General features: G+C 71.5%; 10 protein-coding genes and 2 riboswitches. Of the genes, 4 read left to right on the top strand and 6 right to left on the bottom strand.

What is annotated here, in order from left to right:
- From LPU43_RS24880 to LPU43_RS24860, 5 genes are all read right to left on the bottom strand, one after another.
- Positions 1–354 (bottom strand): serine dehydratase beta chain (locus LPU43_RS24880; RefSeq protein ID WP_305075039.1); only part of this gene is annotated, 354 nt, incomplete at its 3' end.
- Positions 351–1,637 carry a serine hydroxymethyltransferase gene (gene glyA, locus LPU43_RS24875; protein ID WP_229402936.1) on the bottom strand — a complete coding sequence of 429 codons (1,287 nt, stop codon included), beginning with the start codon at positions 1,635–1,637 and terminating at the stop codon, positions 351–353. The genes LPU43_RS24880 and glyA, both read right to left, overlap by 4 nt.
- Before the next feature lie 10 nt (positions 1,638–1,647).
- Positions 1,648–2,025: a glycine cleavage system protein GcvH gene (gcvH, locus tag LPU43_RS24870; protein WP_229402935.1), complete on the bottom strand. Its 378-nt coding sequence runs from the start codon at positions 2,023–2,025 to the stop codon at positions 1,648–1,650.
- A 487-nt stretch (positions 2,026–2,512) separates the two neighbouring features.
- Positions 2,513–2,606, bottom strand: a riboswitch (glycine riboswitch).
- Positions 2,607–2,695: riboswitch (glycine riboswitch) on the bottom strand.
- Between the two features lie 86 nt (positions 2,696–2,781).
- Complete coding sequence (locus tag LPU43_RS24865; protein ID WP_229402934.1) at positions 2,782–3,741, bottom strand: LysR family transcriptional regulator; 960 nt, start codon at positions 3,739–3,741, stop codon at positions 2,782–2,784.
- A 118-nt stretch (positions 3,742–3,859) separates the two neighbouring features.
- Positions 3,860–6,424: a collagenase gene (locus tag LPU43_RS24860; protein ID WP_229402933.1), complete on the bottom strand. Its 2,565-nt coding sequence runs from the start codon at positions 6,422–6,424 to the stop codon at positions 3,860–3,862.
- A 293-nt stretch (positions 6,425–6,717) separates the two neighbouring features.
- Here LPU43_RS24860 and LPU43_RS24855 point away from each other — a divergent pair, with 293 nt between their 5' ends.
- The gene (locus tag LPU43_RS24855) at positions 6,718–7,425 is read left to right on the top strand and encodes a response regulator transcription factor (protein ID WP_229402932.1); all 708 of its coding nucleotides are present in this window, start codon (positions 6,718–6,720) and stop codon (positions 7,423–7,425) included.
- Between the two features lie 46 nt (positions 7,426–7,471).
- Here the strand turns inward: LPU43_RS24855 and LPU43_RS24850 are convergent, their stop codons facing one another.
- Positions 7,472–8,629, bottom strand: a complete 1,158-nt coding sequence (locus tag LPU43_RS24850; RefSeq protein ID WP_229402931.1) for a CaiB/BaiF CoA transferase family protein — start codon at positions 8,627–8,629, stop codon at positions 7,472–7,474.
- A gap of 299 nt (positions 8,630–8,928) precedes the next feature.
- Here LPU43_RS24850 and LPU43_RS24845 point away from each other — a divergent pair, with 299 nt between their 5' ends.
- The 3 genes from LPU43_RS24845 (at position 8,929) to LPU43_RS24835 (ending at position 15,537) form a co-directional block, all read left to right on the top strand.
- A complete protein-coding gene (locus tag LPU43_RS24845; RefSeq protein ID WP_229402930.1) occupies positions 8,929–10,920 on the top strand; it encodes an acyl-CoA dehydrogenase family protein in 1,992 nt (663 codons plus the stop codon).
- Between the two features lie 176 nt (positions 10,921–11,096).
- Positions 11,097–12,815: a hypothetical protein gene (locus LPU43_RS24840; protein WP_229402929.1), complete on the top strand. Its 1,719-nt coding sequence runs from the start codon at positions 11,097–11,099 to the stop codon at positions 12,813–12,815.
- On the top strand, positions 12,808–15,537 hold the full coding sequence (locus LPU43_RS24835) for a phospholipase D-like domain-containing protein (RefSeq protein ID WP_229402928.1): 2,730 nt from the start codon (positions 12,808–12,810) through the stop codon (positions 15,535–15,537). The genes LPU43_RS24840 and LPU43_RS24835 overlap by 8 nt, the downstream gene beginning before the upstream one ends.
- The last annotated feature ends 64 nt before the right edge of the window (positions 15,538–15,601 follow it).

Here is a 15,601-nt window from a genome sequence, read left to right as displayed (position 1 = left end):
CCGACGCCGGTGCAGCACCAGGTCCCGGTCCGGGTCGAAGTCGACCTCCTGCGTGCCGAACAGGGTGAGCCGCCCCTCGCCCCGGACCCGGGCCACCCGGGGGCCGACGGTGTCGGTGTCGACCGTCTCCGGCGCCTCCCCCTCCAGCCCGAGCAGCACGGCCCGGTCGCTGCCGTGACCGTGGCCGGTCGCGCCCAGCGAGCCGAACAGCTCCGCGCGCACCCGGGCCGTGTCGGCGAGCAGCCCGTCGGCCTTGAGCCCGGCGACGAACGTGCGGGCGGCCCGCATCGGGCCCACCGTGTGCGAGCTGGACGGCCCGATGCCCACGCTGAAGAGGTCGAAAACGCTGATCATGGCAGGCTGTCCCCCGATGATGCGGTGACGCTGGCGTGCAGCGGATGCCGGTCGACGAGCCGGGTGACCCGGCGGCGCAGCGCCTCGCCGGCCCGACCGCCGGTCAGGGTGACGGCGATGACGTCGGCGACCTCGACGAAGTCGGCGTCGGTGAACCCCCGGGTTGCGAGCCCGGACGTCCCGATCCGCAGCCCCGAGGTGACCAGGGGCGGGCGGGGATCGAACGGTACGGCGTTGCGGTTGACGGTGATGCCCACACTGTGCAGCAGGTGTTCGGCCTGGACCCCGTCGAGCTCCGCCTCGCGCAGGTCGACCAGGACCAGGTGCACGTCGGTGCCGCCGGTGACCACTCGGATGCCGGCGCGACGCACGTCGGGCGCGCCGAGCCGGTCGGCGAGGGCCCTCGCCCCACGGAGGGCGGCCTGTTGCCGCTCGCGGAACTCCCGGCCGGCGGCGATCCGGAACGCCACCGCCTTGGCCGCCACCGTGTGCTGGAGCGGGCCGCCCTGCTGCCCGGGGAAGACCGCGGAATCCAGCCGTCGGGCCAGCGCGGTGTCCCCGCTCAGGATGGCGCCACCGCGTGGCCCGCCGAGGGTCTTGTGGGTGGTCAGGGTGACGACGTGCGCGTGGGGCACCGGGTTGGGGTGCAGCCCCGCGGCGACCAGCCCGGCGAAGTGGGCCATGTCCACGAGCAGGTACGCGCCGACGGCGTCGGCGATGCGGCGGAACCGCGGCAGGTCCAGCGTCCTCGGGTACGCCGACCACCCCGCGACGAGCAGCTTCGGTCGGTGCTCGTGCGCCAGCCGCTCCACCTCGTCCATGTCGATGAGGAGGTCCTCCGACCTCAGCCGGTAGCCGACGGCGCGGTAGAGCCGGCCCGAGAAATTGACCCGCATGCCGTGGGTGAGGTGTCCGCCGTGCGCGAGGTCGAGGCCGAGCAGGGTGTCTCCGGGTTCGAGCAGGGCCGCCATCACGGCGGCGTTGGCCTGCGAGCCGGAGTGCGGCTGGACGTTGGCGTACGCCGCCCCGAACAGCGTCTTCGCGCGCTCGATCGCCAGGCGCTCGATGTCGTCGACGTGCTCACAACCGCCGTAGTACCGCCGGCCCGGGTAGCCTTCCGCGTACTTGTTGGTCAGGGCGGAGCCCTGGGCCTGCAGGACCGCCCGGGGAGCGAGGTTCTCCGAGGCGATCATGCCGAGCGTCCGCCGCTGTCGGCGCAGCTCGGAGCTGATCGCCTCGGCGACCTGCGGGTCGAGGTCGGCCAGGTCCGCGTCGAGGTACATCGTCGTCTCCCTATCGCGCGTCGTCAGCGAAGACGCGGTACTCGTCGGCCGACATCAGGGGCGGCCCGCCGGTCACCCGCACCCGCAGGAGCCAGCCTCTGCCGTACGGGTCTGCGCCGATCAGCCCCGGGTCCGCGAGAGCCTCCTCGTTGACGGCGACGACGTCGCCGCTGACGGGCAGGTAGAGCTCGGCCACCGACTTGGTGGACTCCACCTCGCCGCACACGTCGCCGGCCGTCAGGTGACTGCCCGGGTCGGGCAGCTCCGCGTAGATCACGTCGCCGAGCGCGGAGGCCGCGAACGCGGTGATCCCCACCGTCGCCGGATCGGTCGTGTCGTCGATCCACTCGTGGTGGACGCTGTACCGAAGGTGCGCCGGTACGTCCATGTCATGGTCTCCTCGGCAGAAGGGGCGGTTCAGCGCGGACGGCGGTTGAACGACAGGGGGGCGATCGTCGTCGGTCCGGTCCGGTTCGGCGGCGCGACGGCCCCGCACCGCGATGCTCGCGCGCTGTGGCGTCGTGGTCGGTGACACGCGCCTGGTACGGCACGCGCGGCGCGTCCGGCGCGGCAGCGGCGGTGGTGACCAGCGGGTACCGGCTGGCAACGAGCCGGTGGGCGACGAGGTCGTCCGGCACGTCGCCGGTTTCGTCGCGAAACGGGGTGTGGCGGGCGCGGCCGGATCGTGCCGCGGGCAGGTGCCCGCTCAGGGTTTCCCTGGCGGAGTGGGCCGGGGTGGAACAGCCGGCGGAGCCGGCGAGCCGCTCCCCGAGCGGCAAGGGCACGGTGTGCAGGAGTGAGTCGAACAGAGTCGTCGGACCCCGACGCATGGAGGCGCTCCTCGTCCCGACGCACATGGCGTCGTTCGGTCGGTTGCCTCCCGCTCTGTCATCGACCTGAGAGCTTCACCGCCGATCGGCGGTTTGCACCGTGGGTGAGACGATGATCCGTCTGCTTTCCAGAGTCCACCTCGCCCGCGCGGTAATGGGGCCTGAGAGTTTCTTGGGAGTTTGCTCCTTCGGCGCCCGACGGTGTCGGGGCTCTCCCGCGCGGATTCGAACGGTGTCTATGCAGTTGTGATCTGTGGGGCAGACAGTAGGCGGTCGGCGAACCGGCGTCAACACCGGCCGCACGGCCCGCCTTCTCAGCACTCGACGGGATGCGTGTGGGGGTGTTCCCGCCACCAGCGGGTGAAGGCGGGGTTGTCGTCGACGTGGTCCAGGTACGCGCGGCTGACCGCCTGGAACAGGCTGCCGCTCTGCCCGGTCGTCAGAGCGTCCCGGCGCCACGCGAAGGCGAGTCTCGCCACCTGGGGCTCGCCGGCCAGGGGCAGCACCCGCGTCCCCGGGGCCGGCGCCCAGGTCGGGTCGACCAGTCGGACGCCGGCTCCGGCGGCCACGAGCGGATGCGCCGCCCCGCTGGGGGCCTCGTAGCGGATCTTCGGTTCGAAGCCCGCGGCGCGGCAGGCGCGCCGGAGAGAGGCGAGGGAGCCATCGTCGGGGCCGGGTGGGCAAACCCACGACTCGTCGCTCAGGTCGGCCAGCCGCACCTGGTGGGACTGGGCGTGGCGGTGCATGGCGGACATCGCGACGAAGATCGGGTACCGGGGAACCAGGGTGCGGCTGGCGAGCGCCGCCGGGAGCGGCAGCTCGAAGCCCTCCAGGGCGCCCAGCAGCGCGGCGTCCAACTGGTTGCGGGTCAGGGCCTCCGTCAGCAGTCGTGCGGAGGGCTCGATCTGCAGGGCGATCTCCGCAGCCGGGAAGACCTCGGCCACGCGGCGGACGAGGCTGCCGACGCAGGCGATGTGGATGGTGCCGAGCCGCAGCAGTCCCGAGGGGCGGTGCCGGTCGCCGAAGTCGTCGGCGAGGGCGTCCACCTCCGCCAGCACGACGTGCGCCCGTCGCAGCACCTGCTTGCCGAGTTCGGTCGGTCGCACTCCAGTGCGGCTGCGGACGAAGAGCGCGCCGCCCACCATCTCCTCGATCCGCTGGAGCTGGGCTGTCAGCGCGGGTTGGGACAGCCCCAGGCGAGCGGCGGCGCCCGTGACGCTACCCACCTCGGCGATGGCGCTGATCGCCCGCAGATGTCGTACATCGATGGCCATGCCAGCAGGTTACGCGCGCGTCGTGGCGGACCCGGGCGGCGCGGCCGTCCGGGCCCGTGGGCGCGGACGCGCCGCCCGGCATCCGGACGGCGCGTCACCCCCGTGGCGGTGCGCGGTGTCAGTAGCGGCTGCTGACGGTGACCCCGGAGCAGGACGACTTCCCGTGGAGACTGACGTAGTGGTATCCGGCGGCGGGACTGGCGACGGTCAGCGACTCGGTGTTGCCGGTGCCGGTGGAGGAGCGGGTGGCGGTGCCGGTCGTCGCCCAGGAGGACGGGCTGTAGTAGAGGTCGCAGTTACCCGTGCCCCCGGTCGCGGCGATGGTCAGGGCGGAGACACCCGACGGCAGGTAGAGGTACAGGTGGTCGTAGTTGCCGGTGGTCGCGGCGCGACCGCTGCGCTGGCAGTCGCGCTCGAGCGTGCGGGTATCCGTGCCGGCGCACTCCGGCAGGGCGCTCCCGCCGGAGGAGACCGTGACCGCCTGGCTGGTCGTCGCGGTGACCCCCTGGTTGTCGGTGACCGTCAGGGAAACGGTGTAGGTGCCGGCCGCGGCGTAGGTCCGGCTCGGATTCGTCACGGTGGAGGTGGCGCCGTCGCCGAAGCTCCAGCGGCGGGAGGCGATGCTGCCGTCGGCGTCGGTGGACCGGTCGGTGAAGCTCGCGGTGAGCCCGCTGGTCGCGACGGTGAACGAGGCGGCCGGCGGCTGGTTGCCCGGAGTGTCCACGCCGCCGCAGTCACCGGCCGCGCAGCGGGTCAGCCAGGTGTCGAAGGCCGCGTCGTAGCGCGTGCCGATGGTGGTGGTCAGGTGGCTGCGCGCGGCGCTGTACGCGCCCGATCGGTAGTGACCGAGCACGGTGGTCAGGTCCGACCGGCGCGACTGGAGCAGGTACCGGACGGCGAGGTAGCCCCAGTTGTAGACGCGGGTCTGGTCGTGGCCGTAGGTGGTGTCGAACAGGGTCCGCAGGGGGTAGGTGTGGTAGCCCGCCTGGGTCTGCGCGCTGGTGTAGGTGACGTTGCGGTACGAGTAGGAGATGTATTCGGCGAAGCCTTCGATCCACCAGACGGTCGGCGTGGCGATGTTGGCGTTGAAGTCGCCGTACATGTTGAACCGGCCGTCGAGGTAGTGGGTGTACTCGTGGTTGAGGTTCCAGATCTGGAAGGTCGGCCGGACCCACTCCGCCTCGTAGGCGATGAAGCGGGCCTGGTTGTTGGCGTCGGACGGGTTGCCCTCCAGGTACATGCCGCCGTTGTTGGTGTCGATGCCGTACATCGCGCCGGCGTAGGTCTGGTAGTCGGTGCTGGAGTCGAAGACGACGACTTCGATGTCCGTGTTGACGTCGCCGGAGACGGGGCCGCCGTCGGCGGCCACCCTGTGGAAGTAGGCGTCCTGGCCCTTGAGGCTGTCGCAGGACTGGCTGAGCTGGGTGGAGGTCATCGCCTGGGCGAGGATGCGGACGGAGGCGCCACAGGAGTAGTCGACCGTCAACACAGCCTTGGCCAACTGGGTGGACAGGTCGCAGGTGGCGTAGTAGGAGCAGTTGGCGGCGTCGTAGAACTGCGTCATCTCCGCGACGCCGACCCAGAGCGGCGCGGTCCGGCCGGTGATGCTGCTGCGCGCCAGCAGGGCCGAGGCCATCGGCCGCACCGTGGGTCGCAGCGGCGTCTCCTGGAGAAACCGGGCGAGTTCCCGCCCGGCGTTGGACGTCAGGTAGCTCTGGTCGGTACCGAGCAGGTGGAGGTGGGCGTCGGCGAAGTTGTGGAGATTCGTGAGTACGGTCGTATCGGACTGCACCGCGGAGACGAACGCCGGAACCTCATGGCCACGGAACAGCACGGTGTAGACGTTGTTCACCGCGTTGAGCATGTGCCAGGACGCGAGGTACGAGGAGTTGAATCCGGTCAGCAGCCGATTCACCACGTACAGGTAGCGGGCGTTCTCCCGGGCGCTGTCGATGAGCGTGACCGCCTCCGACAACGTCTCGCCGTTGGCGTCGGTGACGTCCCAGGCACGCGACGTGGCGAAGAACGCGTCGAGCGCGGCGCGGATCGCGGTCTGCAACTGCGGGCCGTAGGCGCCGACGCCCGCGTCGTACCACTGCACGTAGTAACCGGCGCGCAGGTAGAGCACGAGCTGCGTCATTCCCGTGGAGGAGTTTCCGGGGTAGCCGGCCGCGCCGTCACGGACCGCGTAGGCGACCGTGATCATCTGAGCCTCCCGGAATGCCTGGTAGGCGTCATTCCCGGAGAGGCTGAACAGGCCGTTGACGCAGTCGACGCTGGACGCCTTGATCTGGGACACCAGTGCGCTCCCGGTGCGGCCGGTGAAGTCGGCGGCGCCGCAGGGGGCGGCGGTGCGGCGGGAGCTGTCCGACGGGCGCTCCCGGCGCACCGGTGTGGCCGGTCGGTCGTAGTCGACGCGGGTGGCGTCCTTCGCCGCCGGTTGTGGTGCCCGCCTGTCGACGGGGAGCGGCTTCCCGCCCACATGGTCGTCGAGGCCGTCGCCGACCCCGGCCGCCTCGGCGGCGACCGGGGGCGCGGCGTCCGGCCTGGCGGACTGCCGGGTGGACGGCTGCGGGACCGCGCCGGCGGTGGCCGGTGGCGGCGCCACGCCGAGAGCGACTGTCAGCGCGATCATCGCGCCGCACATCCTGGCGATCGTCGGACGCGTCGGGGTTCTGGACACGCGGTCTCCTCAGGGGTGGGGTCGAGCGGATGGGATCCACCAAAGACGCTTATGTGTTTCGATGGATTCCTGGGTGGTCGGACGCTAGCCACGCCGTTCCCGGGGCCACAACGCCGGCACAGCCACCGGTCAGGTTCGCCGGGCTCCGACTTACCGGAGGCTTTCGAAACCGCCCCGGTCGCGCGCTCGCCACCGCAACGATCAGCGAAGGCTATGCGCGCGCGTGATGAGATCGGGCGGACCGTTCATGCGATCGTGCGAGGTGTTCACCAACAGGACACCGGACGGCAAAGATGGCGAAGATCCTGCTGATTGACGAGAACGCCTTCCACCGGCGGTCGCTCAGCGAACACCTGTTCCTGCTCGGCCACACCGTCACGGATCTCGCCCTGCACGAGACCGGGCGGGCATTGTCCGACCTGGCCTGCCACACCCATCAACGGCCGGATGTCGTAATGGTCGATCCCTTCGCGCCGGCCGTCGACGGACTGCTGCTGATGCGGATGCTGTGTATCAGTTCCCGCCGTCCGGTGCTGGTCCACTCCGTGGATCGCAGCGACGACGACATCGTGCAGATGTTGCACGCCGGGGCCGACAGTTACCTGCCCAAGCCCTGCCATCCGTCGGTGGTCGACGCCTGCGTGGGCGCTCTACTGCGGCGGGTTCCGGCCGCGCCGCCGCCGCCACCGACCGTGGTGGGTAGCCTCCGCATAGACGTGGCGGAACGCAGCGCGACCATCGGCGGTGAACCGCTGGTGCTGACCCGTACCGAGTTCGACCTGCTCGCGTGCCTCGCCGAGCATCCCGGACGGGTCGTGCCACGGGCGCAGTTGCGCATCAGGGTGGGGCGCGGGGCGTTCTCCTCAGCCGGCTCCGTGGACGTTCTGCTGCACCGCCTCCGGCGCAAGATCGCCGAGCGCGCGTCGGACACGCGGTATCTCCACACCGTCCGCGGCAAGGGAATCGCACTGCACGCCGACGCCGATCGGCGCGCCGCGTGATGAGCCCCGACACTGGTGCGCCGGTTCCCGTGACACAGAGGCTTCCCTAGCTCGCTTGCCCTGTCCGGCTGACCACGCCGTCGCCCAGCCACCGCCGCAGGTCCGCGCCGAGACCCCACTCGGTGAGCACGGTTTCGGTGTCCGCGCCCGGCGTCGGTGGGCTGCCGCCGACCGCTCCCGGCGTCCGCGAGAGGCGGGGCGCCACCGCCGGCTGCCGGACGCCGAAGTGCTCCTCGAACGTCGCGCGCGCCACCAGGTGGGGATGGTGCTGCGCCTCGGCGAGCGACAGCACCGGGGCCACGCAGGCGTCGGTGCCCTCGAACAGGGTGGCCCACTCGTCGCGGGTGCGGCCGGCGAAGACCTCCGCGAAGCGCGCGCGCAGCACCGGCCATCCGGCGACGTCGTGCTGGGCCGGCAGGTCCGCCTCGGCCAGCCCGAGCAGCCGCAGCAGCTCGGCGTAGAACCGGGGTTCCAGTGCGCCGACCGCCATGTGCCCGCCGTCGGCGGTCGCGTAGACGTCGTAGAACGGCGCCCCGCCGTCGAGCAGGTTCCGGCCCCGCTCGGGTTGCCAGGCACCGCCGGCGAGGAGACCGGCGAACATCGTGGTGAGGTGGGCCGTACCGTCGACGATGGCGGCGTCGACGACCTGCCCGCGACCGGTGCTCCCGGCCACGTGCAGCGCCGCCAGGCAGCCGACGACGAGGTAGAGCGCGCCACCACCGAAGTCACCGACGAGGTTGAGCGGGATCTGCGGCGGCCCGCCCGGGCGGCCGATCGGGTGGAGCGCCCCGGCGACGGCGATGTAGCCGATGTCGTGCCCGGGGGCGCGGGCCAGCGGCCCCTGCTGTCCCCATCCGGTCATCCGTCCGTAGACGAGGCCCGGGTTGCGCTCCAGCGCGTCCTGCGGCCCGACGCCGAGCCGCTCGGCCACCCCGGGACGCCAGCCCTCGATCAGGATCGCGGCCCGCTCGGCCAGTGCGAGGACCACCTCGGCGCCGTCGGGATGCTTGAGGTCCACGACGACCGACCGCTTGCCCCGGTTGAGCAGGTCCCGCCTCGGGTCGCCGGGCGACAGCGCGCCCGGCTCCGGTCGGTCGACCCGGACGACGTCGGCCCCCAGGTCGGCCAGGAGCATCGCCGCGAACGGCCCCGGGCCGATCCCGGCGAGCTCCAGGACCCGGACCCCGGCCAGCGGGCCGCTCACGCGCCAGCCCGCGCCGTGGGGCGGGGAGCGGGCCCCCGGACCTGACCGCCGTGGGCCGCACCGAACTCGGCCCCGAGCATCGACGAGTTCATCGGCGCACCCCCGCATCGTCTGGCGCTCGATGGTCCCACCTCCGGGGAACGGGGTCCACCGCACCTGTCGCGGGCCCCGTCTCGGCGGCAGGAGCGGCGACGGTGTCCCGTCTCACCAGGGTCTCCCCCGGCGGATCGCCGCAGCGGCCCGCTACCCTTGATCGATTACCGACTGTACCCATATGTCCGCCATTCCGAGGGGTGACCATGCCCGAGCACGCGTCCGGCCGCATCGACCCCGCCCGCCTTCGGGAGGTGCTCGACGGGCCGTGGGCCGAGGTTCGCAACGCACACCGGGAGCGCCTCGACGAGCGCTTCCTCCCGGTGTACGGCGAGACCGGTGACCAGGCACGCGAGCGGATCAGCCGGCTGCTCACCGAACTCCCCGTCGAGCTGGGCGTCGCGTCGGCCTTCCCCACCGAGTACGGCGGCGGATCCGACGTCGGCGGCTCGATCGTCGCCACCGAGATGCTGGCTCAGGTCGACCTCTCGCTGATGGTCAAGGCGGGCGTGCAGTGGGGCCTGTTCGGCGGCGCGGTCGCGGCCCTCGGCACCCGGCGGCACCACGACGCCTGGCTGCAGGACATCATCTCGGGCACCATCCTCGGCTGCTTCGCGATGACGGAGACCGGCCACGGCTCCGACGTCCAGCAGTTGCGCACCACCTGCACGTACGACCCGCAGACGCAGACGTTCGACCTGCACACCCCGCACGAGGCGGCCCGCAAGGACTACATCGGCAACGCGGCCCGGGACGGGCGGATGGCGGTGGTCTTCGCGCAGTTGGTCACCGACGGGCGGCGGCACGGCGTCCACGCGTGGCTGGTGCCGATCCGCGACGCGCGCGGCAACCCGCTGCCCGGCGTGACCATCGGCGACGCCGGACCCAAGGCCGGCCTGCTCGGCGTGGACAACGGGCGGCTCAGCTTCGACCACGTGCGCGTGCCCCGGGACATGCTGCTGGACCGGTACGGCCAGGTCGCGGAGGACGGCACGTACTCCAGCCCGATCGAGAACGACTCGCGCCGCTTCTTCACCATGCTCGGCACCCTGGTCCGGGGCCGGGTGAGCGTGGGCGGCGCGGCGGCGGCGGCCACCAAGTCGGCGCTCACCATCGCCGTGCGCTACGGCGACATCCGCCGTCAGTTCGGCACCCCCGGCGCGGACCGGGAGGTGCTGCTCAACGACTACCTGGCCCACCAGCGCAAGCTGCTGCCCGCCCTGGCCACCACGTACGCGCTGCACTTCGCCCAGGCCGAACTGGTCGCCGCGCTCAGCGCGGCGCAGGGCGGCGACGAGCCGGTCGACGAGCACCGGCAACGGGAGCTGGAGTCCCGGGCCGCCGGCCTCAAGGCCGCGCAGACCTGGCACGCCACGCGCACGATCCAGATGTGCCGCGAGGCGTGCGGCGGCGCCGGCTACCTGTCGGAGAACCGGCTGCCGAGCCTCAAGGCCGACACCGACGTCTTCACCACCTTCGAGGGCGACAACACGGTCCTGCTCCAGTTGGTCGCCAAGGGGCTGCTCACCGGCTACCGGAGCGAGTTCGGCTCGCTGGACGGCTGGGGACGCGCCTCCTTCGTCGCCGAACAGGTCCGCGAGATGGTGCTCGAGCGCACCGCCGCACGCTCGCTCATCGAACGGCTGATCAGCGCCGTGCCCGGCCGCGACGAGGAGGTCGCCGTCACCGACCGCGGCTGGCAGCTCAAGGTCTTCGAGGACCGCGAGAGGCACCTGCTCGACGGCGCGGTCCGCCGCCTGCGCAACGGCGCGGCCACGAAGAAGGACCGGCCCTTCGACATCTTCAACGACGTCCAGGACCACGTCCTCTCCGTTGCCGCCGCGCACGTCGACCGGGTCACCCTGGAGGCGTTCGTCGCCGGCATCGAGGCCACCCCGGACCCGGCGGTCCGGGCGCTGCTCTCCCGGGTCTGTGACCTGTACGCGCTCACCGTCATCGAGGCCGACAAGGGATGGTTCCTGGAGCACGGCCGTTTCACGCCGGCCCGCGCCAAGGCGATCACCGCCGTGGTGAACGGTCTGCTCAAGGAGCTGCGCCCGCACATGCGGACCCTCGTGGACGGTTTCGCCATCCCGGACCCGTGGCTGCACTGCGCCGTCCTGCGCGAGGAGCCGCACCGCCAGGAGACCATGGCCGCCCACGACACCGGTCACCCGGCGACGCCGGCGACGCAGTAGTCTGCTGCGGCGAAAGGCGGCAGCCGCCCTCGGCGCGAACGCCCGATCCGGCCCGCCCGGCAGGAGGGCAATGTGGAATCTCCCGGGTCGACAGGTGGCCGGGTACGGGACGTTCCCGCCGGGCAACCCCGAGGCGACCGTGGTCCAGCACGGCGGCGCTGCGGTACTCGTCGTCCATGACGTCGGAAGGTGAGACGACGGGACCCTTCTGGGCGGCGCGGGCCTACCCGCGCGGCTCAGGACAGGACCATCTCGGGCTGGGCTCCGTCAGTTCGGACCGGCTGCTGGCGGGGCTGTCGCCGGGCGTCAACGTGCTGACCGTCCACCCACGGTACTGGTCATTCTATGCGTTCCTGCTCGACGAATTCTGGGCCCGCGACCTGCCCCGCAGCCAGGCGGCCTTCCGGGATTTTTATCGGCCTCGGGAGGCCCTGTACTCCTTCGCCTGCCAGCTCTGCGAGCAGCCCGAGCACGAGACGTTGACCAGCGGCGTCGTCGGGTCCCGGCGCACCTACAGCGTGATCGGCCAGGACAAGTTCGATCCGGCGTTCGACTACATCAAGGAGCCACTCGGTGGCTACGGCCTCTACTACCGCACCGTGATGGAGAGCATGGGCCTGGTCGTGCTCACCGATCCGGCCGCCGGTGTGGTATTCGACGCCCCGACGCCGGAGGGCCGGGCGGTCGCGGCCGGGTACCGATCGGCGGTCGGCGGAACCCGGTTCTACCGGGACTACTTCGCCACCTGCGACACCGCCGTTGCGCGGGACGTCCTCGCGGAGTTCGCGGCCGCCGGCTGCCTATGCCGGCTGCGTACCGCCGCGACCGCCGACCTGCCGCTGCTCCAGGACGTGTTCCTGCATTACGGCGAGCCCGAGGAAGCCGAACGGCGGCGGGCGACGTTCCGCTTCTTCCTCGACTTCTGCCGCACGACGCAGGCGGAGGCGGTGAGCCAGGACCGGTTCCGCCAGCTCGTCTACTTCCGGGAGCTGGACGGTGAGCGGTACGAACCGCTGCCGGGCGTGCTCGGCACCGCCCGCCGGTGGCGGATCTACCAGGCGCGTGAGTACTTCGCGTTCGCCTTCAACCGGCTCTGGGCCTGGGTGACACGCCGCGGGCTGGAGCTGTCCGACGACGGCCTGACGCTGGTGCCGCTCGGTCGACTCTGGACGGTCATCACCGAGGAACTCGACGACAACGACTTCTGCGGCGACCTGTCCGATCCCGGTATCACGGCCGACATGCCGGGCAGGGCCTTCGCGGACTGGCTCACCGGGCACGTCGACATCACGCCGGGAGTCGACGACCTCTGGCCCCGCCACGACGAACTCGACGAGCACACTCTCTACGCCTGGTGCGCCAACGACGAGGACGACGCCGGGACGCTGCTCGCGATGCTGGCGATCCTGCTGCTGGTCCACCGTCGGCTCTGCACCCCGGGACGCCAGGCCGACCTGGGCGACGATGCCGCTCTGCTGGCCGAGGGTGGCGGCCAGCGCATCGGGATGACCCGCTTCTACGAACTGCTACACAGGCGGCTCACGGCGAACCAGACGATCGCCGAGCTCCTTCAGTGGATCATCATCGACTTCGTGATCGTCCAGCACGAGCGGGTGGCCACGGCGAAGCTCCCCCACAGCGGGGACACGTTCCGCTTCCGGCGGGTCGGCGACGCGCTGCGCTTCTTTCCCGCGGACGCGCCGACCGCCTTCAACGACAGCCGGTTCGGGGCCCTCAGCACGATCGCTCACGAGCTCGGCCTCGTCTCCAGTCTGGCCTGGGAGCGACGGGAGCTGACCGCGTCCGGCCTGGCCCTGCTGGCCGACGGCGATCTTCCGACGGGCGCGGTACAGCAGGCGGCTGCGGAGTTCCACCAGGAGAGCCGGGGTGAGTGACGTGCCGGTGATCGTCGTCCCGGAGCAGATCCAGGGTTCCTGGACGAACCTGGTCGTGCTGACCTACTCGGCGCACCTGGACTTCTTCGAGACCCATCTGCTTCGGCAGTTGAGTCGGGTGCCGAACCGGATCGTCCTCGCCGACGACCGGCGGCTGGCCGACCAGTTCGCCACGGCGGCACGATCCGGGCAGCGGCTCGGTCAGGCCAACCGGACCTATCTGGCCGCGCCGATCCGCAACCCGTGGGCAGCGCATGCCAAGGCAGTGCTGCTCACGACGTCCACGGCAGGCCGGCTGCTGGTCGGTTCGGGCAATCTGGGCCCGGACGGTTACGCCGAGCCCGGCGAGCTGTGGCACAGATACACCTATGACGACGGCATTGGCGAGCATGTCGACGTGTTCGCTGCGGTCCGGTCCTTGATCGACGGCATCGCGACGCGTGGATGGCTCGATCCTGCCGCCGTCGCCGGGCTGACTCGGGCCTGGTCCTCCACCCCGTGGCTACCGCCGCGTCCCGCCGCGCGGCAGCCGCTGCACCACAATCTCGACACCCCGCTGATCGAGGCGATCACCGCGGCCGTGGACGGCCCGATCAGTCTGCTCACGGTGCACACGCCGTTCTACGACGAGGACGTGGCAACGCTGGGACAGTTGCTGGACCGGCTGCGACCTGAGCGTCTGCGGGTGCTGCTCACCCCGGACACCTCGGTCGACGGCGAACGCCTCGCCGCCGTGGTGAGTCGTCCCGGCACGGCGGTGTCGCTCGACAGGGTCGGGGTGGCCGACGCGCCGACGGCCTTCCTGCACGCCAAGATCATCCATGTGGTGGGTAACAAGCGGGAGGTGCTGGTCACCGGCTCACCGAACCTGTCCCGGCGGGCCCTGCTGTTGCCCGCCGCCACCGGCAACGTCGAACTGGCGGTGATCGAGACGCGCCCGCCCGGAGGATTCGCCAGCCTCTACACGCCGCTGACGGTGCAACCGCTGTCCGCCTCCGAGTCGCTGACGTTGACCTTTCGTGGCGGCGGTGAGAAAGCACCGACCGACGCGCTGGCACTGCTCTACAGCGAGCTACGGGGCAACGTCCTAACGCTGGTCTTCACCACGGCGACCGGTCCGGGCGTACCGGAGCTGTTCTTTCCAGATGGGACCGCGCTGCTCGCGTTGACTGCGGAGGGTGACGGCACGGTCTTCCGATTCCGGCTCGCCGATACGGACGTCGAGCGGCTCACCCGAGGTGGCCGCGTCGACGTCCGCGCGCCTGGCTGCGCCGAAGGCGCGGAGCCTGAACCGACGTGGCCCTACCACGTGGACGCGCTGCGGGGCCGGATGGAGCGGGTCGGGGACAATCGCCTGCTGATGTCGATGGGGGCCCTGCCCCACACCGACAATGACCTGTTCGCGCTGCTCAGGCAGCTTGAACAGACGCTCATCTTCGACCCGGAGACCGCCTGGAAGGTGGCTGGGGCCAGGGCCGCCGCGCACGCCGGCGAGGAGGGTGACGCCGAGCGGGAGCGGGTACGGTGGGAGGAGATCGACTGGGAGCGACTCTACCGACATCCCCGCTACCGGGGCTACCAGCGCAGTCGCGGGCCCGACGGAGAGCCGACATCGGAGATCGAGCTCATCCTCAGCTCGATCGCCGCCCGCCTCAACGGGGTTACCGGCTCACCCACCGCGCAGGAGCAGGACGACGACCTCGGCGCCGGGAGCGAACCGGACGACGCCGACGGCGAGAAGCAGCGCCCCCGGGGCCTCAGCGTCTCCACCCGAACCCGCATGGCCTACAACCGGCTCGCCGTCCGGTTCACCGTCGCGCTGCACGACACGGTCTTCCAGGAGAAACTCGGCCCCACCCTGACGGTGCGCAACGTGGTGATCCTGGGCCACATCCTGCGGGAACTGCTGCGCGATGACGTGATCGACCCAGGGCGGGCGATAACGGCGCAGCTCGCATCGTGGTCGTTCCTCTGGGGCCCGGACAAGCTCGTCGCCTCGCTCACCGGCGAGGAGCGCGCAGCCGCCGAGCAGGTCCTCACCGAGGTGCGGGCTCGGCAGACCACGCTTCGCGCCCTCTGCGAACTCACCGGGTACGACGTCGACGACGAGCTGCGCCGGGCCGTGCGCGACCAGACGCAGGAACTGCTGCTGTCACCCACGCTCGGCCTCGACCAGCGTTTGCTGGCGCTGACCGCCCCGGACGCGCGGCAGGCCGCAGCTCTCGTCGCCAATTTGCGCTACCTCGCCGGCGACTACACGGATCGCGAGATCATCGAGCAGATGGCCGCCCATTGGGGCATCGGCACGACCTCCGTGGCCTGGGAGAGGGGGAAGGTGCAGCGGTCCACGGGCCAGGGATGTCCGCCGCGCCAGAGTGAGGTCGAGGTCGACCTTATCCGGGTGCAGGAACCGATCGCGGGCCTCACCGTCGAGCGCGCGGGGACCGACCTGGTCCGCCTCGCCAGTCTCCTGATCGTTACCGGAGTGGATCTCGACTACGTGCGCATCCGATACGCCCAGGGACGCGACGTCGCCTACTGGGACGCCGTGGCGGGCGAGGGCATCTGTTACGTCGGCAGCGACGAAAAGGAACTGACCGAACTGCGACCCGAGTTCCCCGCATGGTGGCAGCGCCTGGACGACCTCGACGGCCGGGCCGCTCCCGCAGTTGCCCGATGCTCACCGGCGCGGTCACACCAGCGCCCCTCGGCGCTGGTGTGACCGCAGACCCGACGCGCCTGGTCGCCCGGCCGCCGGCCCGTTCGCGGGTACGGCGGCGGCCCGG

The sequence above is a fragment of the Micromonospora okii genome, assembly GCF_020884795.1.
In the GTDB taxonomy this organism is placed as follows: Bacteria; Actinomycetota; Actinomycetes; order Mycobacteriales; family Micromonosporaceae; genus Micromonospora; species Micromonospora okii.
The sequence above is the reverse complement of the archived record's forward strand: the minus strand, read 5'-3'. Positions and strand labels throughout refer to the sequence as shown.

Excerpts from the sequence above, each read along its gene's own strand:
- LPU43_RS24855 (WP_229402932.1), top strand. The coding sequence starts at position 6,718 with ATGGCGAAGATCCTGCTGATTGACGAGAACGCCTTCCACCGGCGGTCG.
- LPU43_RS24865 (WP_229402934.1), bottom strand. The coding sequence starts at position 3,741 with ATGGCCATCGATGTACGACATCTGCGGGCGATCAGCGCCATCGCCGAG.
- gcvH (WP_229402935.1), bottom strand. The coding sequence starts at position 2,025 with ATGGACGTACCGGCGCACCTTCGGTACAGCGTCCACCACGAGTGGATC.
- glyA (WP_229402936.1), bottom strand. The coding sequence starts at position 1,637 with ATGTACCTCGACGCGGACCTGGCCGACCTCGACCCGCAGGTCGCCGAG.
- LPU43_RS24845 (WP_229402930.1), top strand. The coding sequence starts at position 8,929 with ATGCCCGAGCACGCGTCCGGCCGCATCGACCCCGCCCGCCTTCGGGAG.
- LPU43_RS24840 (WP_229402929.1), top strand. The coding sequence starts at position 11,097 with ATGACGTCGGAAGGTGAGACGACGGGACCCTTCTGGGCGGCGCGGGCC.